At 69.0% G+C, this 20,739-nt stretch carries 18 protein-coding genes and 1 pseudogene; 11 read left to right on the top strand and 8 right to left on the bottom strand.

Annotation, left to right across the window (positions count from 1 at the left end):
- Positions 1–221: 221 nt before the first annotated feature.
- From P8S73_RS07550 to P8S73_RS07520, 7 genes and pseudogenes are all read left to right on the top strand, one after another.
- Positions 222–311 carry a potassium-transporting ATPase subunit F gene (locus P8S73_RS07550; protein ID WP_065118165.1) on the top strand — a complete coding sequence of 30 codons (90 nt, stop codon included), beginning with the start codon at positions 222–224 and terminating at the stop codon, positions 309–311.
- Complete coding sequence (gene kdpA, locus P8S73_RS07545) at positions 311–1,987, top strand: potassium-transporting ATPase subunit KdpA (protein WP_121566833.1); 1,677 nt, start codon at positions 311–313, stop codon at positions 1,985–1,987. Before P8S73_RS07550 ends, kdpA begins: the two co-directional genes overlap by 1 nt.
- Positions 1,984–4,149, top strand: coding sequence for a potassium-transporting ATPase subunit KdpB (gene kdpB, locus P8S73_RS07540; protein WP_396350292.1), 2,166 nt, complete (start codon positions 1,984–1,986; stop codon positions 4,147–4,149). The genes kdpA and kdpB overlap by 4 nt, the downstream gene beginning before the upstream one ends.
- A gap of 124 nt (positions 4,150–4,273) precedes the next feature.
- Positions 4,274–4,891, top strand: coding sequence for a potassium-transporting ATPase subunit KdpC (gene kdpC / locus P8S73_RS07535; RefSeq protein ID WP_121566921.1), 618 nt, complete (start codon positions 4,274–4,276; stop codon positions 4,889–4,891).
- 1 nt (position 4,892) lies between these two features.
- Positions 4,893–7,481, top strand: a complete 2,589-nt coding sequence (locus P8S73_RS07530; protein ID WP_396350291.1) for an ATP-binding protein — start codon at positions 4,893–4,895, stop codon at positions 7,479–7,481.
- The gene (locus tag P8S73_RS07525) at positions 7,478–8,170 is read left to right on the top strand and encodes a response regulator (protein ID WP_059281276.1); all 693 of its coding nucleotides are present in this window, start codon (positions 7,478–7,480) and stop codon (positions 8,168–8,170) included. Before P8S73_RS07530 ends, P8S73_RS07525 begins: the two co-directional genes overlap by 4 nt.
- Before the next feature lie 290 nt (positions 8,171–8,460).
- Positions 8,461–9,680: pseudogene (locus P8S73_RS07520) on the top strand (IS110 family transposase).
- A 56-nt stretch (positions 9,681–9,736) separates the two neighbouring features.
- On the opposite strand, the gene ykgO reads toward P8S73_RS07520, so the two are convergent.
- The 4 genes from ykgO to P8S73_RS07500 all read right to left on the bottom strand — a co-directional run bounded on the left by ykgO (position 9,737) and on the right by P8S73_RS07500 (position 12,740).
- A complete protein-coding gene (gene ykgO / locus P8S73_RS07515; protein WP_039100650.1) occupies positions 9,737–9,859 on the bottom strand; it encodes a type B 50S ribosomal protein L36 in 123 nt (40 codons plus the stop codon).
- 211 nt (positions 9,860–10,070) lie between these two features.
- Positions 10,071–10,709 carry a YdhK family protein gene (locus P8S73_RS07510; RefSeq protein ID WP_059281277.1) on the bottom strand — a complete coding sequence of 213 codons (639 nt, stop codon included), beginning with the start codon at positions 10,707–10,709 and terminating at the stop codon, positions 10,071–10,073.
- A gap of 104 nt (positions 10,710–10,813) precedes the next feature.
- Positions 10,814–11,431, bottom strand: coding sequence for a DUF4396 domain-containing protein (locus P8S73_RS07505; RefSeq protein ID WP_235586636.1), 618 nt, complete (start codon positions 11,429–11,431; stop codon positions 10,814–10,816).
- Positions 11,432–11,562: 131 nt separating this feature from the next.
- A protein-coding gene (locus P8S73_RS07500) for an IS3 family transposase (protein ID WP_396350290.1) occupies positions 11,563–12,740 on the bottom strand; the annotation gives its coding sequence in 2 pieces (ribosomal slippage) (positions 11,563–12,471 and positions 12,474–12,740; 1,176 coding nt in all).
- Between the two features lie 176 nt (positions 12,741–12,916).
- On the opposite strand from P8S73_RS07500, the gene P8S73_RS07495 reads away from it, so the two are divergent.
- Entirely contained in the window at positions 12,917–13,774 is an 858-nt protein-coding gene (locus P8S73_RS07495; RefSeq protein ID WP_235586637.1) for a restriction endonuclease, read from the top strand.
- A 372-nt stretch (positions 13,775–14,146) separates the two neighbouring features.
- Here P8S73_RS07495 and P8S73_RS07490 read toward each other — a convergent pair whose 3' ends face one another.
- Together P8S73_RS07490 and P8S73_RS07485 are read right to left on the bottom strand one after the other, a co-directional pair.
- Positions 14,147–14,821: a GIY-YIG nuclease family protein gene (locus P8S73_RS07490; protein WP_059281279.1), complete on the bottom strand. Its 675-nt coding sequence runs from the start codon at positions 14,819–14,821 to the stop codon at positions 14,147–14,149.
- Between the two features lie 143 nt (positions 14,822–14,964).
- Positions 14,965–16,239 (bottom strand): MFS transporter, encoded by a 1,275-nt coding sequence (locus P8S73_RS07485; protein ID WP_396350289.1) that lies wholly within the window; start codon positions 16,237–16,239, stop codon positions 14,965–14,967.
- Positions 16,240–16,446: 207 nt separating this feature from the next.
- On the opposite strand from P8S73_RS07485, the gene P8S73_RS07480 reads away from it, so the two are divergent.
- The 3 genes from P8S73_RS07480 (at position 16,447) to P8S73_RS07470 (ending at position 18,324) form a co-directional block, all read left to right on the top strand.
- Complete coding sequence (locus tag P8S73_RS07480) at positions 16,447–16,920, top strand: MarR family winged helix-turn-helix transcriptional regulator (protein WP_039100645.1); 474 nt, start codon at positions 16,447–16,449, stop codon at positions 16,918–16,920.
- Between the two features lie 221 nt (positions 16,921–17,141).
- Positions 17,142–17,399 carry a DUF6480 family protein gene (locus P8S73_RS07475; protein ID WP_249494162.1) on the top strand — a complete coding sequence of 86 codons (258 nt, stop codon included), beginning with the start codon at positions 17,142–17,144 and terminating at the stop codon, positions 17,397–17,399.
- A 76-nt stretch (positions 17,400–17,475) separates the two neighbouring features.
- A complete protein-coding gene (locus P8S73_RS07470; RefSeq protein ID WP_047978210.1) occupies positions 17,476–18,324 on the top strand; it encodes an alpha/beta fold hydrolase in 849 nt (282 codons plus the stop codon).
- A gap of 28 nt (positions 18,325–18,352) precedes the next feature.
- Here P8S73_RS07470 and recQ read toward each other — a convergent pair whose 3' ends face one another.
- Positions 18,353–20,203, bottom strand: coding sequence for a DNA helicase RecQ (gene recQ, locus P8S73_RS07465; protein WP_396350288.1), 1,851 nt, complete (start codon positions 20,201–20,203; stop codon positions 18,353–18,355).
- A gap of 57 nt (positions 20,204–20,260) precedes the next feature.
- Positions 20,261–20,479 (bottom strand): hypothetical protein, encoded by a 219-nt coding sequence (locus tag P8S73_RS07460; RefSeq protein WP_047978211.1) that lies wholly within the window; start codon positions 20,477–20,479, stop codon positions 20,261–20,263.
- Between the last annotated feature and the right edge of the window lie 260 nt (positions 20,480–20,739).

The raw sequence follows: 20,739 nt of genomic DNA, 5'->3' as shown, positions 1-20,739 counted from the left end.
TGAGGATCCGCAGGGTGCGCGTATGGGTTCCGTGAGGGGGCCTCCCCCGGCGGTGGGGGCGGGCGTCTACTGAGGTTCTGCACCCAGGGAGGGTGCGGCGGCCGTGGTCCTGCGGCCGGTGATCTCCGATCGGAGCCAGCAGTGCTTGATGTCGTGTACGTCCTGGGCGTGGTCGCCCTGTTCATGGTCGTGGTGATGGTGGGCAAGGCGGTGGACAAGCTGTGATCGTGCTCAGCGGCATCGCGTTCGTGCTGGGCGTCGCAGCGATCGCGTACCTGGTCTTCGCCCTGGTGAACCCGGAGAGCTTCTGATGGAGTGGGTTCCCTTCCTCGCCTCCGCGGGCACCCTGGTGCTGGCCCTCGCGCTGGCCTACCGGCCCCTGGGCGACTACATGGCGTGGGTCTTCCAGACCCGCACGCACTGGGCCCCGGAGTGGGTCCTCTACAGGCTGACCGGCGTGGCCGCGGACCAGGAGCAGTCCTGGCAGGCGTACCTGCGCTCGGTGCTGTACTTCTCCCTGGCGGGCGTGCTGCTGCTGTACCTGCTGCAGCGCACCCAGAAGTGGCTGCCGTTCTCCACGGGCGCGGACAACCCGGATCCGGGGGTCGCGTTCAACACGGCCGTCTCCTTCGTGACCAACACCAACTGGCAGGCGTACTCGGGTGAGAACCTCGCGTACACCGTGCAGTTCGCGGGCCTGGCGGTGCAGAACTTCGTCTCCGCCGCCACGGGCATCGCGGTGGCCGTGGCCCTGGTGCGCGGCTTCGCGTACCGGCGCAGCGGCACCATCGGCAACTTCTGGGTGGACCTCACCCGCACCACGGTGCGCGTGCTGCTGCCGCTGTCGATTCTGGGCGCGCTGGCGCTGATCGCGGGCGGTGTGGTGCAGAACTTCGACGGCTTCACGGACGTCACCACCGTGGCCGGCGGCACCCAGTCCATCCCGGGCGGGCCGGTGGCCTCCCAGGAGGTCATCAAGGAGCTGGGCACCAACGGCGGCGGCTTCTACAACGCCAACGCCTCCCACCCGTTCGAGAACCCCACCGGGTGGACCAGCCTATTCGAGTGCTTCCTGATCCTGCTGATCCCGTTCGCCCTGCCCCGCACGTTCGGGCGCCTGGTGGGGGACAACCGCCAGGGCTACGCCATCCTCGCGGTCATGGGCGTGCTGTACCTGGCCTCGCTGTTCGCGCTCGCGGCGTTCGAGTCCGCCGGGCAGGGCACCGCGCCCGAGCTCGCGGGTGGCCCCCTGGAGGGCAAGGAGGCCCGCTTCGGCATCCCCCAGTCCGTGATCTTCGCGGCCACCACCACACTGACCTCCACGGGTGCGGTGAACTCGATGCACGACTCCTACACCGCCCTGGGCGGGATGGTCCCCATGCTCAACATGCTCCTGGGCGAGGTGGCCCCCGGCGGTGTGGGCTCCGGGCTCTACGGGATGCTCGTGATCGCGGTGATCGCCGTGTTCGTGGCCGGGCTGCTGGTGGGGCGCACCCCCGAGTACCTGGGCAAGAAGATCGGCCCGCGCGAGATGAAGCTCGCGAGCCTCTACATCCTGGTGATGCCCGTGCTGGTGCTCGCCGGGGTGGGCCTGAGCTTCGGGATCCCCGCGCTGCGGGACAGCATCGAGAACGAGTCCCTGACCAACACCGGCCCCCACGGGCTCTCCGAGGTGCTCTACGCGTTCGCGTCCGGCGCCAACAACAACGGCTCGGCGTTCGCGGGCCTCACCGCGGACACCCCGTGGCTCACCGCCGCGATCGGCGTGGCCATGCTCTTCGGCCGGTTCATCCCGATCGCCCTGGTGCTGGCCCTGGCCGGCTCCCTCGCGGCGCAGGAGAAGATCCCCGCCACGGCGGGCACCCTGCCCACGCACCGACCCCTGTTCGTGGGGCTCACCGCGGGCACCGCGGTCCTGGTGACCGCCCTCGTGTTCTTCCCCGTTCTCACGCTGGGTCCCCTGGCAGAAGGTCTGATGCAGTCATGAGCACCACCGTCACCGAAGCACTCTCCGAGGCCCCCGCGGCCCCCGCGGCCCGCCCGGCCGCACCCCGCAAGACCCTCACGTGGCGGCAGCTGCGCGGGGCTCTGCCCGGCGCGGTGCGCAAGCTCGACCCCCGCACCCAGTGGCACAACCCCGTGATGTTCATCGTGTGGGTGGGTGCCGTGGTCACCACGGTGTTCGCCGTGGCGGAGCTGTTCACCGGCGGCGCGCAGGACTCCGGCGGCACCGCGGTCCCCGGTGCGTTCACGTGGGCGATCGCCGTGTGGCTGTGGCTCACCGTGGTCTTCGCGAACCTCGCGGAGTCCATCGCGGAGGGCCGCGGCAAGGCCCAGGCGGAGTCCCTGCGCCAGACGCGCACCAGCACCACCGCGCACCGCGTGCGGGACTACGACGACGCCGCGGACCCGGGTGCCCAGCGCGCGGTCACCGAGGAGGCGTCCTCGGCGGACCTCACCCTGGGTGACGTGGTGGTGGTCTCCGCGGGCGAGCTGATCCCCGGGGACGGGGACATCGTGTGGGGCATCGCGAGCGTGGACGAGTCCGCGATCACCGGCGAGTCCGCCCCCGTGGTGCGCGAGTCCGGCGGCGACCGCTCCGCGGTGACCGGTGGCACGCGCGTGCTCTCGGACCGGATCGTCGTGCGGATCACCTCCAAGCCCGGTGAGACGTTCGTGGACCGGATGATCTCCCTGGTGGAGGGCGCCGCCCGCCAGCGCACCCCCAACGAGATCGCCCTGAACATCCTGCTGGCGTCCCTGTCCATCGTGTTCGTGGTGGTCACGCTGAGCCTGAACCCGATTGCCTCCTACCCCGCGAGCCCCGCGAGCGTGACCGTGCTGATCGCGCTGCTCGTGTGCCTGATCCCCACGACCATCGGCGCGCTGCTCTCCGCGATCGGCATCGCGGGCATGGACCGGCTGGTGCAGCGCAACGTGCTGGCCATGTCAGGGCGCGCCGTGGAGGCCGCCGGGGACGTGACCACCCTGCTGCTCGACAAGACCGGCACCATCACGTACGGCAACCGCCGCGCCACCGCGTTCGTCCCGCTCACCGGGGTGGCCGAGGAGGAGCTCGTGCACGCCGCGGCGCTCTCGTCCCTGGCGGACCCCACGCCCGAGGGCTCCTCGATCGTGGACCTGGCCCGCGAGCGCGGGGCGAGCCTCGAGCGGGAGGCCGCGGGCGACGTCGTCCCCTTCACCGCGCAGACGCGGATGTCCGGGCTGGACCTGCCGGACGGCTCGCAGATCCGCAAGGGCGCGGGCTCCGCGATCGTCGCGTGGCTCTCGGAGGACGGCGCGCAGCCGGACGACGCCGCCCGCGGTGAGCTCCAGGAGCGCGTCACCAAGATCTCCCGCTCGGGCGGCACCCCGCTGGTGGTCGCGCACAAGCGGGCCGACGGCGCGGCGCGCGTGCTCGGCGTGGTGCACCTCAAGGACGTGGTCAAGGAGGGGCTCACCGAGCGCTTCGCGCAGCTGCGCGCCATGGGCATCCGCACCGTGATGGTCACGGGTGACAACCCCCTGACCGCCGCGGCCATCGCGGAGGAGGCCGGCGTGGACGACTACCTCGCGGAGGCCACCCCGGAGCAGAAGCTCGCCTACATCCGCACGGAGCAGGAGGGCGGGAACCTCGTGGCCATGCCCGGTGACGGCACCAACGACGCCCCCGCGCTGGCCCAGGCGGACGTTGGCGTGGCCATGAACACCGGCACCTCCGCGGCCAAGGAGGCCGGGAACATGGTGGACCTGGACTCGGACCCCACCAAGCTCATCGACATCGTCGCGATCGGCAAGCAGCTGCTCATCACCCGCGGGGCGCTCACCACGTTCTCGATCGCCAACGACATCGCCAAGTACTTCGCGATCATCCCCGCGATCTTCATCGGGGTGTTCCCGGGGCTCGCGGTGCTCAACGTGATGGGCCTGCACTCGCCGGCCTCCGCGGTGCTCTCCGCCGTGATCTTCAACGCGATCGTGATCGTGTTCCTGGTCCCGCTGGCCCTGCGGGGTGTGAAGTACCGGCCCATGAACGCGTCCAAGACCCTGGGGCGCAACCTCGCGGTCTACGGGCTGGGCGGGATCATCACGCCCTTCCTGGGGATCTGGCTGATCGACCTGGTGGTCCGGCTGATCCCGGGCTTCTGACCCGCCCCCTGAACGCGCCGCCCGCCACCTCGCCGGGCCCCGGCGGGCGGCGCACCCCGCCTCACCGAAACGCCCCCACCCCGCACCACAGAGTTTTCGAGTCGTCGAGAAAGAAGCGATCGTCATGAGCATTGCCGCACACTCCTCCGGGCGCACCATGTCGGTGGCCGTCCGCACCCTGATCGTGCTCACCCTGCTGCTGGGCGTGGGCTACACCGCGGTGGTCACGGGGCTCGGGTACCTCGCGTTCCCCGAGCAGAGCCACGGGTCCATGATGACGGACGGCAACGGTGAGGTCCGGGGGTCCTCGCTGATCGGTCAGTCCTTCACGGACGCGGACGGCAACCCCCTGCCGCAGTACTTCCAGTCCCGGCCCTCGGCCGCCGGGGACGCGGGGTACGACGCGGCGTCGTCCTCCGGCACCAACTGGGGCCCCGAGAACGAGAACCTGGTGGAGGCCATCACCCAGCGCAAGCAGGCGATTGCGGAGCTCAACGGGGTGCCCGAGTCCGAGGTCCCCGCGGACGCCCTGACCGCCTCCTCCTCCGGTCTGGACCCCCACATCAGCGCGCGCTACGCGGACATCCAGGTGGAGCGCGTGGCCCGGGAGCGGGGTCTTCCGGTAGAACAGGTGCGGGAGCTCGTGAGCCAGCACACCAAGAAGCCCGATCTGGGCTACGTGGGTGACCGCGTGGTGAACGTGGCCGAGCTCAACCTGGCACTGGACGAGACGAGGCACTGACATGACCGCACCGGGGCGGCTGAGGGTGCTGCTCGGCGCCGCCCCCGGCGTGGGCAAGACGTGCACGATGCTCGCGGAGGGCAGGCGGCTGCTGGCCGAGGGCAGGGACGTGGTGATCGGCGTCGTGGAGACCCACGGCCGCGCGGCCACCGCCGCCATGACCGATGGTCTGCCCCAGGTTCCCCGGCTGCGCACCCGCTACCGGGACGTGGAGCTCGAGGAGATGGACGTGGCCGCCGTGCTGGAGCGCGCCCCGGACATCGCCCTGGTGGACGAGCTCGCCCACACCAACGCCCCCGGCTCGGCGCACGAGAAGCGCTGGGAGGACGTCCAGCAGCTGCTCGCCGCGGGGATCGACGTGATCTCCACGGTGAACGTGCAGCACATCGAGTCCCTCAACGACGTGGTGGAGCGGATCACCGGCGCGCCCCAGCGGGAGACCGTGCCGGACCGGTTCCTGCGCGGCGCGCACCAGATCGAGGTGGTGGACCTGGCACCCCAGGTGCTGCGGGACCGGCTCGCAGAGGGGCTCGTGTACCCCGCCGAGCGCGTGGACGCGGCGCTGTCCCACTACTTCCGGCTGGGCAACCTCACCGCGCTGCGCGAGCTCGCGCTGCTGTGGCTCGCGGACGAGGTGGACCAGGCGCTCATGCACTACCGCCGCGAGCACGACATCGACGGCACGTGGGAGGCCCGCGAGCGCGTCGTCGTGGCCCTGACGGGCGGGCCCGAGGGCGAGACCCTGCTGCGCCGCGGTGCCCGGGTGGCGGCCCGCTCGGCGGGCGGTGACCTGCTGGCCGTGCACGTGATCGCGCAGGACGGCGTGCGCGCCGACAACCCCGCGGCACTCGCGCAGCAGCGGGCGCTCGTGGAGAAGCTCGGCGGGACCTACCACCAGGTGGTGGGGGACGACGTCCCCGCGGCCCTCGTGGAGTTCGCCCGGTCGGTCAACGCCACGCAGCTGGTGCTGGGCACCAGCCGCCGCAGCCGGCTCGCGGCGGCCTTCACGGGCCCGGGCATCGGCGCCACGGTCACCAAGGAGTCCGGGGAGATCGACGTGCACATGGTCGCCCACGCGCAGGCGGGCGGGCAGTTCACGCTCCCGCCGCTGGGCGGTGCGCTCTCCGCACGACGCCGCGTGCTCGGCTTCCTGGTGGCGCTGCTGGGCGGTCCGGCGCTCACCGTGGCGCTGGCCGGGGCGCGCTCCCCGGACGCCATCACGAGCGACGTGCTCGCGTACCAGCTGCTCGTGGTGGTCGTGGCGCTCGTGGGCGGGATCTGGCCCGCCCTGTTCGCGGCGGTGCTCTCCGGGCTCACCCTGGACTACTTCTTCATCGACCCCGTCCACACCATCACCATCGCCGACCCCCTGCACCTGCTCGCGCTGATCCTCTACACGGTGATCGCGGCACTCGTGAGCTTCGTGGTGGACCGCGCGGCCCGCTACACCCGCACCGCCCGCCGGGCCGCCGCGGAGTCCGAACTGATCCAGAGCATCGCGGGCAGCGTGCTGCGCGGCGAGGACGCCGTGCAGGCGCTCGTGGACCGCGCGCACGAGGTGTTCCGCGTTCCGGGGGTGCGCATCATGGCGGGAGACACGGTGGTCGCGAGCGCGGGGGACGTGGAGCCCGGGGACGAGCCCACGGTCATGCCCCTGGACGGCGGGGGTGCCCTGGAGCTGCACGGCGGGCACCTGGCCTCGTCCGAGCGGCGGCTGCTGAGCGTCGTCGCCGTGCAGATGAGCGCGGCCCTGGAGCGGCAGCGGCTGCAGGCGGCGGCCGAGGAGATCGGGCCGATCGCGGCGTCGGACCGGGTGCGCGGTGCGCTGCTGTCCGCGCTGAGCCACGACCTGCGGCGCCCGCTGGCGTCCGCCACGGCGGCGGTGGGCGGGCTGCGCGCGGCCGGGGACTCGCTCACACCGGAGGACCGGCAGGAGCTCATGGACACCGCGGACGAGAGCCTCACCGCGCTGGCCACCCTGGTCAACGACCTGCTGGACGTGAGCCGCGTGCAGGCGGGCGTGCTGTCCCTGGGCACCACGTCCACGGACCCGGCGGACTCGGTGGCCTCCGCGCTGGACGAGCTGCAGCTGGGGCCCTCCGAGGTGCGCCTGGACCTGGCCCACCACGGCGCCACGGTGCTCGCGGACCCGGTGCTGCTGCAGCGCGCGCTGGTGAACCTGCTGGCCAACGCCGAGCGGCACACGCCCGAGGGCGTTCCGGTCTCGGTCACCACCAGCACGTTCGCGGACCGGCTGGAGATCCGCGTGATCGACCACGGCCCGGGGATCGCCCCCGAGCGCCACGACGAGATGTTCGTGCCCTTCCAGCGCCTCGGGGACACGGACAACACCACCGGGCTGGGGCTCGGACTGGCGCTATCGCGTGGTTTCGTGGAGGCCATGCAGGGCACGCTCACCCCGGAGGACACCCCGGGCGGCGGGCTGACCATGGTGGTCTCACTGCCGCTGGAGACACTCGGGACGACGACGCCGCCCGCGGCCTCCGCGCCCGAGGCGCCGTTCGCGCGCGGGGCGGGGACAGCGGCGTCGTCCGCCGGGACCGACGAACGGGAAGGGGGTGCACGGTGAAAATCCTCATCGCGGATGACGACCCGCAGATCCTGCGGGCGCTGCGGATCATCCTGGGCGCGAAGGGCTACCGGGTGATCACGGCCGCGAACGGTGCGGAGGCCGTGAGCGCGGCGGTGGACGAGCAGCCGGACATGTTCCTGCTGGACCTGGGGATGCCGCAGCTGGACGGGATCGAGGTGATCCAGGGGATCCGGGGCTGGTCCCAGGCGCCCATCCTGGTGGTCTCCGGGCGCACGGGCGCGGCGGACAAGGTGCAGGCGCTGGACACCGGGGCGGACGACTACATCACCAAGCCGTTCGCGATCGACGAGCTGCTGGCCCGCATCCGGGCGCTGACCCGGCGGATCCCGCAGGAGAAGACCGTGGCGGTCGTGCGGCTCGGGGACGTGACGGTGGATTTGGCCACCCACAGCGTGACCCGGGCGGTAGCGGGCGGGGTCAAGCAGATCCGGCTCACGCCCACGGAGTGGCAGGTCATGGAGGTGCTGCTGCGCAACGCGGGCAAGCTGGTGACCCGGCAGACGCTGCTCACCCACGTGTGGGGCACCGAGCACGTGCAGGACAGCGGGTACCTGCGGCTCTACATCTCGCAGCTGCGCAAGAAGCTGGAGGCGGACCCGGCCAACCCCCGGCACATCCTCACGGAGCAGGGCATGGGGTACCGGCTGGTGGGCGCGGAGGTGTGAGCCGGCCGCGCGGCGTGCGCCCGCGCGGTTCGACGTGGAGCTGCGATGGGGCCCACGCCCGTTACCTTGTGAGTGCCTCCGATGGTCGGGGGTCTGGTCGCTCGGCCGGGTATGGCTTTGTTGCCCTGCCATTGATGGTCCGGGGGGTGTTGCCGCCCGGTCGAGAGACACGCGTTGACCGCTGATAGGGACACGGCCCGCCGCCGTGGTGGCGAGGTCTCTTCGTAACGTGGGTGCCGGCATCGGGTGTCAAGACTGCGACCAGCGATGGTGCGCCAAGGAGGCTCATCATGGAGAACCGTTTCGCGGTAATCATCGGCCTGGATGTGGGCAAGACCGCCCACCACGGGTGCGCGCTGGATGCGACCGGGCACAAACTGTTCGACAAACCCCTCCCGCAGGACGAGACCCAGCTGCGGGAGTTGTTCACCAGCCTGCAGGAGCGTGGTGAGGTGCTGATGGTCGTGGACCAGCCCAACACCATCGGGGCGTTGCCGATCGCGGTGGCCAGAGACACCGGCTGCGCTGTGGCGTATCTTCCCGGGTTAGCTATGCGAAAAGCAGCAGACCTGTATCCGGGAAGATCGAAGACCGACGCCAGAGACGCGTTCATCATCGCCGACACCGCCCGCACCATGCCCCACACGCTGCGGCAGGTCGACCATGACAACGAGGTCCTCTCCGCGCTGAAAGTCCTCGCCGGGTTCGACGAGGACCTCGCCCACGAGACCACCAGGGCGTTGAACCGGATCCGTTCGCTGCTCACCCAGATCCACCCCGCACTAGAACGTGTCTTCCCCGGCGGGACCCTCTCCACCGACCTCGTGCTGGAGCTGCTAGAGAAGTTCGGAGGCCCCACCGGGTTCACGTCCGCTGGGCGGGGCGGGTTTTGAGGTTCGCTCGTTCCCATTCTCGCCGCGATCCCTCTGCGCTGGTCGAGAAGATCTTCACGGCGCTGAGCGAGCAGACCGTGACAGTGCCGGCGACCGCGGCGGTCGAGCTCGTGATCCCCAGGGTGGCCGGGCAGGTCAAGGAGTTGAAAGCGCAACGGGCCACGGTCGCCCACGAAGTCGAGGCCATGCTGGAGGACTTCCCTCTCGCCTCGGTCTTGATGAGCATGCCGGGGATCGGCATCAAGACCGCAGCCCAGATCCTCCTCGCGATCGGCGATGGCACCGGGTTCGAGACCGCGGGCCACCTGGCCGCGTATGCGGGCATCGCCCCGATCACACGGCGATCAGGGACGTCGATCCGTGGTGAGTTCCCCGCTCGTTCGGGCAACAAACGATTGAAGAACGCACTGTTCTACTCCGCGTGGATCGCCTCGAATCGCGACCCGATCTCGAAGGCCTACTACGATCGCAAACGAGCCGAAGGAAAACGACACAACGCCGCCGTGATCTGCCTGGCCCGTCGTCGTTGCAACGTCATCTTCGCGATGCTCCGCAACGGCACCTACTACCAACCACCCACCGCCCCTACCCCCGAACCAACCGCTCTCGCGGCTTGACTCGGAACATAGGGACACCCCCCTAGCGTCTCCGCGGTGTCCTGGAACGGACCGGTTCAGCCCTGGCGCGCCTTCATGCGGGGGTTCTTCTTGTTGATCACGTACGTCTTCCCGCGGCGGCGCACCACCTGCGAGCCGGGGATCTTCTTGAGGGAGCGGAGGGAGTTGCGGACCTTCACGGGGGTCTCCTTGCGTTGGGGCTTTTGCGAACCGTTCTCAGATTACCATTCGCGCCCACGCGCGGGACGACGACGCCGCACGCGGACTCCCGAGCGCCCCGCACCCGGGTGGGGGCGCCGGGGCAGGGGGCGCCCGGGCAAAGGACGCTCGGGCGCGGGGCGGGGAGAGGGGGGCTGGCGGCGTCGTCGTCCGCTGTGGTCCGCCGGGGCGTCAGCGGCGCGGGGCGAGCTCGTCCTCCACGACCCACTTGTGGTTCTTCATGGTCATGCCGTCGGCCTCGTAGTCGACCATGTAGACGGTCTGGGTGGTGGAGGAGGCGATGGTGCCCGTGGCACCCTTCATGCCGGGCATGTGGTCCGCCTCGATGGTGACCTCGGTGCCGTCCGCGAGGCGCTCCGAACCGACGCCCTTGAGCTCCTCCTGGACCACCCACTTGTGGTTGGTGACCTCAGGCCCGCCGTCCGTGGGGGTGTAGTTCACGGCGTAGGTCACGGTTTTGTAGGCGCCCACCACGGTGGCCGGGGCGTCCTTCATGCCCTCCATGTGATCGGTGGTCAGCGTGACCTGCGTGCCCACGGGGTAGGTGGGCTTCTCCGCGGCGGCGATACCCTCCGGGGCGGGGCCGCCGTCCATGGCGTGCATGTGCTCCTGGCCGTGAGCGTGCCCGCCCTGGCTCGCACTGGGCGTGCCGCTCGCGGGTGACGACGCCGCCTGGCTCGTCGCGCTGGAGCTCGCGCTGGTCTCGTGGCCCTCGTGGGCGGAGTGGTCCGCGGAATCGGAACCGGCGGAGCAGGCGGTGGCGGTCACCAGGATGGCGAGGCCGGCGAGGGTGAGGGGAAGTCGACGCATGGGACGGATCCTTTCTGTGGGCCCTCCCGGGTTTCTGGACCCCGGTATGGGCGGGTTTCTGGTCGGAATGCGCGGTGGCAGCGGGGCCCCGCTGCGGGAGTTCCCTACAGCAGAGTGCCGAAGGAGGCGACGAAGCCACCGAGCATGAAGGCGCTGATGCCGTACGCCAGCGGGCGGTTGTCCATGGGGCCGCCGCCGGAGGCGTGGTGGGTGATGGCGTGGCCCTTGCCGCGGCGCAGCAGGGCCTTGTTCACCGGGTAAGCGGCGAAGTACGCGATCACGAGGGACAGGGCCATGGAGCCCCAGAAGAGGGCGTCCAGCAGGCCGGCGTCCATGGCGCCGGGGACCAGCCACATCACGAGGTTGTCCACGACCTCCATGGTGAGGATGGAGACGGTGTCCGCGGCGAGCACGAGGCGCAGCGCCTGGCCCACGCTGATGCCGGAGCGCAGCAGGGGCAGGGAGGACAAGGCGTAGCCGAACACAAAGGCCAGGGCGATGGCCACGGCGGTGCTCGTGACATTGCCCCACCCGAACACGGTGGCCAGGATCAGGCCGAGGATCTCACCGATGGAGCAGCCGGTGAGGCAGTGGAGGGTGGCGCTGGCGGCCATGTTGGACATGTCGTGGCCGGAGTGGTCGGAGGTGGTGTGGTCGTGCATGTCGTGACCCGTGTGGGGGTCTGGGTGGTTGGTCGGGTGGGTGGTAGCGGCCGTGTTCATGCCATCGACTATATACCCAAGGGGGGTATACAACACGGTGCTTTACCTCACTCTTGACACCCAGTGTTTGAGCAGCAATCTCTACACTGAGGTTTCGAGGGCGTGAGGAACGAATCGGTGACAGTTTCGGTTTAGGCCGCGAGTGTGAGCGGCTCGGTTAGTTTGGCTTCGAACTCGATGGGCGTCAACCCGCCGAGGGCGTCTTGGGCTCGTTGACGGTGATACTTCCGCTCGATCCAGACGACGATTGCGAGTCGCAGATCCTGGCGCGTGGCCCAGCGCTGCTGGTTCAGCACGTTCGTCTGCAGCAGCGACCAGAACGATTCCATCGCGGCGTTGTCGCCAGCAGCGCCGACTCTGCCCATCGATCCGACCATGTCGTGACAGCGCAGTTCCCGGGCCATGGCGCGGCTGCGGAACTGGCTGCCTCTGTCGGCGTGCAGGATGCACCCAGCGACCTCGGTCCGGCGGGTGACGGCGTTGCGGACGGCGTCGACGGCGAGCTTCGCGGTCATCCGATCCGAGATCGAGTACCCGACGATCCGATTCGAGAACACGTCCTTGATCGCGCAGCAATACAGCTTGCCCTCACTCGTCCAATGCTCCGTGATATCCGTGAGCCAGAGCTTGTTCGGGGCGTCGGCCCGGAAGACCCGCTTCACATGGTCATCGAACACGGGCGGGCCCGCCTTCTTCCCCTTCCCGCGCCGGCGGCGCTGCGCGGACGAGAGAATCCCGGCCTGCGAGCACAGCTTCCACGCCGTCCGCCGGCTCATCCGCCACCCGGCCCGCCGAGCCTCGTCGGCGAGGTATCGGTATCCGAACGTCGGGTCATCGTGGTGCGCGTCATGCAGGGCATTAATCCGGTGCGCGCGGACAACGTCCGCGTCCCGGACAGGGGCATTGCGCCAGCGGTAGTAGGGCTGTCTTGCGAGCTTGAGGACCCGGCACGACACCGTCACGGGGATCCCCGCGTCGGCGAGCTCAGATACGAGCGGGTATGTCATTTTGGGGAGCCACCGAGTCTCAGGTTCGCCTGCGACAGATACGCCGCAGCCCTCCTGAGCACCTCGTTCTCCTGTTCGAGCAGGCGGATCCGCTTCTTCAACTCACGCGCTTCCACCGCGTCCGCCGAGCTCTGACCGGGACGGTTGCCGTCCTCGACGTCGGCTTGGCGGAGCCAGTTCTGCAGAGTCGCTTCGCTGATACCGAAATCCGTGGCGATCTGTTTGATGGTGACGCCGCTCTCGCGGCTGCGAGCGACCGCGACAACGTCTTCGCGGAACTCTCTGGGATAAGGACCGGGCATGATGACATCCTCCCTGCCAGCGCCTCTCAGCGCTAACGATCAGTTGTCACCGATTCGTTCCTCACGCCCCGAGCCATGAGACGGCCACTAGAGAGACACGAGAGCGGTGCTGCATGACCTCACCCAATGCCCGACCCAGTGAAGTTCCCACGTGGCCCGAACTCATGGGCCCCGTCATGAACGTTCTGGAGCCTGGAGAGACCCTCCACCGCAAGGAGATCTTCGAACGAGCTGCCCGCCTCGCTCACCTCAGCGAGAAAGCTCTCCAAGAGCGACTCAACAGCGGCGAGCTCAACTACGAACACCGCATGAGTTGGGTCCTCACCCATCTGGCCCGAGCCAACCTCGTGGACAAGCCATCCCGTGGGCACTATCGCCTCAATGCCGCGGGTCGACAGTTTCATTCAGAGCATCCGGATGGCATGACGTACAGTTCAGCGAACACCTATTTCAAGTCGTATTGGAAGAAAGAGGCACGTTCAACGGCCACTCCCGCCCTGGTGACTGATGTCGCTGAAATTGACCCCCTGGAGAAAATTGACCAGGGCTTCGAGCAACTGACTACCAAAACCGGCGAGGAGCTACTTCAGCGCCTCCGGGGCTCACACCCTGACTTCTTCGAAGAGGCTGTTGTTCAGGTTCTTCTCAAGATGGGCTACGGAGGCATTGAAGAGCGCGGGCGGCGTATCGGAGGCACGGGCGATGGCGGCGTCGATGGTGTTATCGATCAGGACCCATTGGGGTTGAACCAAATCTATATACAGGCGAAGCGCTATGCGGAAACCAACTCGGTGGGCCGTGAAGCGCTGCAGGCCTTCGTAGGGGCTCTGCATGTCAAGGGAGCACCGCGAGGTATTTTCATCACCACTAGCACCTTCACCGCCTTGGCTAAGGAGTATGCATCGTTGGTGCAACCCCGCCCTATCCTCATCGACGGCGCCCGGTTGGTCGCGCTCATGATCAAGTACCGGGTGGGCGTTCAAGTGAAACAAACGTACGAGGTTTTGGCTGTGGACGAGGATTTCTTTGAATAGCCACCCCGCACATCTCAGCTGCCGAGATACAGTCCGCGCCCGTCCTTTCGTCCCATTGGTTCCCGCGACAGGTTCAGTGGTTAGGACCCTTCGCCCTCGCTCATAGATGCGAACACTGCATCGGCGAAAGCATCGTTGTGGAACCGTGAAAATGCACCCCGCCCTTTCCGCAGTTGGCCCAGCGCCAGCGATCGTGCAGCACGCAGGACACCGGGGATCCGCAGCAACTCGGGGACGGCATGGAAACCCTCCAGTTCAACCGACCTCACCGTGCCCGCTGAGCGGTAACGACCGTGGGTGGTGACGAGTGCGGTGATCTCAGCCGGCAGATCCCCGTGGGGCCCTATGTTGAGGACCGTGTAGAGCACCCACTCACCGGCATCGCCCCTCCACTCCCCCAGGAACAGCACTTCCACGCTGTGGATGCTGAGGGTGGCCAACCGTCGATTCCGTGGGCCCTTCGAGGTGTGAGGCATGGCCGTCAAGGTCCAGGACGTTCCCTCCCCCCACATCCGGCGAAGGGATGACCGCGCTGATATAAGCCGCCACGGTAGAAACCACGGCCTCGCCCTGAGGGTGACGCATGAGCTGGTCCAGCTTGTTCCGCGAACGCAACCTGCGGCGCGCAAGGGCAATTCTTTGCGGGTCGACGTGCAGTCCCGTGTAGTCCTCATCCGCTGTCAGCCACTCCGCCTGGGCCTGCTTGTCGATCAGCAAGTCCAGACGTGAACTCCCGAGCGACTGTGAGAGGAGCAAGAGGTTGCGTAGGAGGACCCCGTCAGCTTCTCGCGCGGACACGACGGCGCGTTCCATCCGGTCGAGATCCTCTGCAATAACCGGCGCGAACCTCACGGACACGATGTCCGACCACCGTCGACGATGATCCATCAAGCGGCGAGGGAAATTCACCGTCTTGCCCACGTACTCCTCGCCATTGGCAAACACGAGGACATAGATTCCAGAAGTGAACCCCACATCAAACAGGGCCGACGCCCTCAGCCCGGAGGGGACATCCCACTCTTTGAAATGCAATGACGAGGAATCCATGGATCGACTCTAGGAGGGGGCACCGACTGGCACAGAGGCGCCGGTACGCACCCACCCGGCCCCGCGGCGTCGTTGTCCCCCGAACAACCGCGCAACGAAAAGGGGCCCGCGGCACACGCCACGGGCCCCCACATGAGCGACCGTCAGTCCACCGCCAGCCGCCCCCGCTTGGCGTGCGGGTGCCGCCCGTGGACCGCGTGGTAGAGCAGCGCCGCCACGACCACCAGCACCGCCAGCACCGTGTACATGGTGCCGAACCCGGTGGCGGAGAGCAGCAGGCCCAGGACCACGGGGCCGATGCCCACGCCCACGTCCATGAGCAGCAGCAGGGTGGAGATGCCGGTGCCCAGCTTGTGGGCGGGCACCGCGCTCACGGCGATGGCCTGCGCGGCGGGCATGAGGGTGCCGTAGCCCAGACCGGTCATGGCGCCGGCCACGACCACCTGCCAGTCCTGGGTGGCCACGGCCAGGATGCCCAGGGCCACCGCAAAGCAGACGAGGCCCAGGTACACCACCACGTTGTCTCCGCGCTGGTCCTGCACCTTGCCCAGCACCAGGCGCATGATCAGCATGGCCACGGCGTACGCCACGAAGAACAGGGCGGCGCCGGTGGTGACCCCGCGGTCCTCGGCGTAGGCGTTGAGGTAGGTGATCACACCCGCGTAGCAGACGCCCACCACCAGCATGAAGGAGCCGATGGGCAGCACGGACGGGTGCGCGATGTCGCTCAGCGAGAACTTGGAGCGCTCCGCCTTCGCCTCCTGGTGGGCCAGAGGCTCGCGCAGGAAGATGCCCAGCACCAGGCCGAGCACCGCGGTGGCCAGCGTGGTCCAGAACAGCCACGTGTAGTCCAGATTGCCCACCAGGAACAGCCCCAGGGCGGGACCGATCGCCGTCGCCAGCGTGGTGCCCAGCGCGAAGTACCCGGTGCCCTCGCCGCGGCGAGAGTCGGGGATCACGGACTGCGCGATCGTCATCACGGCGGTGCTCGCGAACGCGTACCCGAAGCCGTGGACCATGCGCACCGCGATCAGCACGGGCAGCGATCCCGCCGGGATGTACAGCGCGCACGCCACGGCCACGACCACCAGGGCGATCAGCAGCATCCGGCGCCGCCCCAGCACGTCCACCAGGTACCCGGACACGAGCCGCGCCAGGGTGGCACCCACCACGAACGCGCTGGACGCGAAGCCGCCCACCGCGTCCGAGGCCGCGAAGCTCTTCACCGCGTACAGCGCCATGGTGGTGACCAGCATGTAGAAGGTCAGGTACTGCAGGAAGTTGACCACCCACGCCACCACGAACGTGGGCGTGACCAGCCGCTCGGGCCCCGCGGAGTGCGCCGGGCCCGACCTGCTGTGCTCCACGACCATGGGCAGCTGGCCGGTGGGTACGTGCTCCTGGGTGTCGACGGACACGGGCGCCTCCTGGGGATCTCGAATTTGTATAGTGCAAAATACTACTCGGAGATTTGTATAGTGCAATTTCGGGGGTTCGCGTCCCGTCAGACCGTGACCCCCGCCTCCGCGTCCACCCCTGCCACGACGACGACGCCGCCCCCACCCTCGCGGCCCACGCACCCCGCGCGCGGACAGCGGACGAACGACAGATGAAAGGATGGACCCGTGCAGAGCGAGGATTCCGTGAGCGAGCTGGTCTACGAGCACATGCTGCTCTCCCGATACGCCCTCCAGGGCGCGCCCCCGCAGTCACGCACCGAGGCGCTGGACCGCAGCTCCACCGTGCTCCTCGCCCGCCTGCAGGCCGGCGGCCCAATGAGCGTGGCCGAGCTCGCGCAGTCCTTCGGCCTGGACATCTCCACCGTCCACCGCCAGGTGGCCGCCGCCATGAAGAGCGGGTTGATCGAGCGCATCAAGGACCCCGAGGGCGGCGTGGCCCGCAAGCACCGCCCCACCGAGGAGGGCCTGCGCCGCCTCGAGGAGGAGTTCCACGCCCGCCGGGAGTCCTTCGAGCGCTTCACGCGGGACTGGTCCGCGGAGGACGTCGCCACCCTGGCCCACCTCACCCGCCGCTTCAACGAGAGCGTGGAGGCGAGCCTCGGCCACAGCTGGCCGCGCGACTACCCCACGGACTCCTAGCGCACGACGCCGCCCGGGCCGTCCGCGCGCGGTGCCGCCGGCTCCGCAGGAGCCCCCCGAACCCCCTCCCGGCGCGGTCCAGCCCCGCGCTCCCCCGCCACACGGCCCCGGCATTCCGCCGCGCGCAGAGGTGGTGACGGCGGATCGAGCCCCCGGATGCTCAGCCTGCTTGCTACAGTGGCTCCACCAACTCCGCACGAGCACCCAGGAAGTGGGCCACGGTGGCAGACATCAATCCGGAGGAATCCGAGCAGGACCGCAGCAAGGCGGCCGCAGCAGCCAATGAGCACTCCGGGTACAGCGTGGAGGGGGACACCCCGCCCGCCGAAGGACTTGGCGTGGGACCCACCAACAACGAGGTGGACCGCGAGCGCCCCGGTGAGGGCGCCGTGGGCAAGATTGTCCTGATCGGCCTGGCCGTGGTGGTGGCGCTGTTCATTGTCCTGGCCGTCATCGGCCGTGTCATCGGGTTCTTCTAGAGCCGCTCCGCCCCAGACCCGCTCCAGGTCTGCGGCCACGGCTGACGAGCCCCTCCGTGCGCCATAGGGTGGAGGCATGACTCGGATCACCAGCTTCACGCGACAGGGACTCACGTTCGACGTTCTCGACCAGGGCCCGGAGGACGCCCCCGTGGTCCTGCTGCTGCACGGTTTCCCGCAGGACGCCCGCTGCTGGGACTCCGTCACGGAGCGGCTGAACGCGCAGGGGCTGCGCACTCTCGCCATGGACCAGCGTGGGTACTCCCCGGGCGCCCGGCCCACCGAGCTGGCCGCGTACCGCCGCGAGGAGCTCTCCGGGGACGCACTGGCCCTCGCGGACGCAGCGGGAGCCGAGACCTTCCACCTGGTGGGCCACGACTGGGGTGGAGTGCTCGCGTGGGACATTGCCCTGCGCGCCCCGGAGCGGGTGACCTCCCTGACCGTGCTCTCGACGCCGCACCCCACCGCCCTGGGTCACGCCCTGAAGACCGCGGACCAGCTCAAGAAGTCCTGGTACATCGGCATGTTCCAGATCCCCGGCGCACCGGAGCGGCTGCTCGCGGGAAGAATCGGCACGATCGCCCGCAAGCAGGGGATCAGCGAGGACGCCGCGTCCCGCTACGGACAGCGGTTCTCCACCGCCGAGGACCTGCGCGGACCCATCAACTGGTACCGCGCGATGTTCCGCAAGGACGGCGTGACGGGCACACACGCTGGCAACGGCATCATCACGGTGCCCACCACGTTCGTGTGGGGCAACCGGGATCCCGCCCTGGGCCGCACGGCCGCGGAGGAGACCGAGGTGTACGTGCACGCACCGTACGAGTTCATCGAGCTCGACGCCGGGCACTGGCTTCCCGAGCGCGAGGCCGGCCGGGTGGCGGACGCCATCGCGGACCGGATCTCCTCCGTCACGGCCAGCTGACACCGATCGGCCACCTCGGTCCCCGGACTCAGAAGACCGAGGTGCCCAGCACCTCCAGCACGGCGTCTCCGTACTCGGCGAGCTTCTTGGCGCCCACCCCGCTGATCCCACTGAGCTGAGCGGTCGACTCCGGGGCGGCCTCCACGATCCCCACCAGCGTGGCGTCCGAGAACACCATGTAGGGCGGGATCTGCTTCTCCTTGGCCACAGAGGTCCGCCACTCGCGCAGAGCCTCGAAGGTCTCCTTGGCGGCCTCGTCCAGCGTGTCCGCGGCGCGTGAGCGCCCGCCGCCCCCGCCGCCGCGAGCCCGGCCGCCGCCACGCGCGGCGGGGGCCCGGTCCACCGCGAGTTCCAGGGCGATCTCCCCGCGCAGCACGGGCCCGGCCTCCGGACCGGGGACCAGCACACCGAAGTCACCCACGGCTTCCACCACCCGGCGCGCCAGCAGCTGCCGCAGCACGGACCGCCACTCCTGCTGGGACAGCTCCTGGCCGATCCCCCACACGCTGAGCTCCTGGTGACGGGAGGCCTCCGTGCGGTCGTTCGAGCGGCCGAGCAGGATGTCGAACACCTTGCCGGAGCCGAACTGCTCACCGCGTTCGCGCTGCAGGCGGATGAGCGTGGACAGCAGCTTCTGGGCGGGCACCGTGGCGTCCCAGACCTTGGGCGGGTTCAGGCACGTGTCGCAGTTCCCGCAGGCCTCCGAGTCCTGCCCGAAGTAGCGCAGCAGCTGCACGCGGCGGCAGTCGGTGGTCTCGCACAGGGCGAGCATGGCATCCAGGTGGGAGCGCGCATTGCGCTTGTGCAGGTCGCTGCCCTCGCCCTGGTCGATCATCCGCCGCAGGTTCACCACGTCCCCCAGGCCGTACGCCATCCATGCCGTGGAGGGCATGCCGTCGCGGCCCGCGCGGCCGGTCTCCTGGTAGTACCCCTCGATGCTCTTGGGCAGGTCCAGGTGGGCCACGAAGCGCACGTCCGGCTTGTCGATCCCCATGCCGAACGCGATCGTGGCGACGACGACGATCCCCTCCTCCCGCAGGAACCGCACCTGGGTGTCCTGGCGCACCGCGGCGTCGAGCCCCGCGTGGTACGGCAGGGCGGTGACCCCGCGCTTCGAGAGCCAGGCCGCGGTGGTCTCCACGCTCTTGCGGGAGAGGCAGTAGACGATGCCGGCCTCCCCCGGGTGCTCCGACTGGATCAGCCGCAGCAGCTGGTCCTTCGCGCCGTCCTTGGGCTCGATCCGGTACTGGATGTTGGGGCGGTCGAAGTTGGAGACGAAGTGCCGCGCGTTCTCCATGCGCAGCCGTTCGGTGATCTCCTGGTGCGTGGCGCGCGTGGCGGTGGCGGTGAGCGCGATGCGGGGAACGTCCGGGAAGGCGTCCGCGAGCACGGAGAGTCCCATGTAGTCGGGGCGGAAGTCGTGGCCCCACTGGGAGACGCAGTGCGCCTCGTCGATTGCGAACAGGGCAACCGGCGAGCGCTTCAGCAGGTCGATGGTGCGCGGCAGGATCAGCCGCTCGGGTGCCACGTAGAGCAGGTCGATCTCCCCGGCACCGAGCTGCCGTTCGACCTCCTGCGCCTCGTAGGGCTCCAGCGTGGAGTTGAGGAAGGCCGCGCGGATGCCCACGGCCTCGAGCGCGGCCACCTGGTCCGCCATGAGCGCGATCAGCGGGGAGACCACCACGCCCGTGCCCTCCCGCAGGATCGCGGGGATCTGGTAGCACAGGGATTTGCCGCCGCCGGTGGGCATGAGCACCACGGCGTCCCCGCCGCCGACCACCTGGTCGATGATTTCCGCCTGCTCACCTCGGAAGGAGTCATAGCCGAAGACCTCCCGCAGGACAGCAAGGGACTCGGTTTCGGTGCTCGTGGAGGTCATGCCTCCAGGGTAGGCGGTGCGGCCACTGCGGGCCCGGGCTGTGGAGTTCCCGCGGAGTTAGCCGATCATGGCGACACGTCCAGCATCGACTCTGAGCGTTTGACCGTTCACCTGCACGGTGTGGTCCACGAAGAAGTACCCGGTGCTGTCGAGAGGGCCGTTGCTCTCGAACCCGTATGAAGGAAGGCACGTGGTGCCGTCCTGAGGGGTCAGCCCACCGCGGTACTCCGTGGTGTAGGCGTAGTAGGTGATCCCGTTGTATGACTTGTTTCCCACGGAATAGTCTCGGCTCAGCACGCTCCATCCATTCGCCCCCGGGCCGGCGGAGACAAATCGCAGGTCATAGTACGGGAGGTGGTACGTAACTCTCGCATTTTGAATGTCCGTAGAACTCTTGCTGTTCTGGATGCAGAAGCCCTGACCGGGCCGACTGGACAGCGGGGGCGTCGAGAACAGTTTGTAGTTTTCCCGGTAGTCCAAATTCTCCGTGTACCAGGCGCGGTTGTAGGTCCCTCGTCCAGACACCGAGAGGGTCG

This window comes from Kocuria sp. ChxB (genome assembly GCF_044359605.1).
GTDB classification, from domain to species: Bacteria; Actinomycetota; Actinomycetes; order Actinomycetales; family Micrococcaceae; genus Kocuria; species Kocuria rhizophila.
This window is presented reverse-complemented; position numbering and strand designations above follow the sequence as displayed.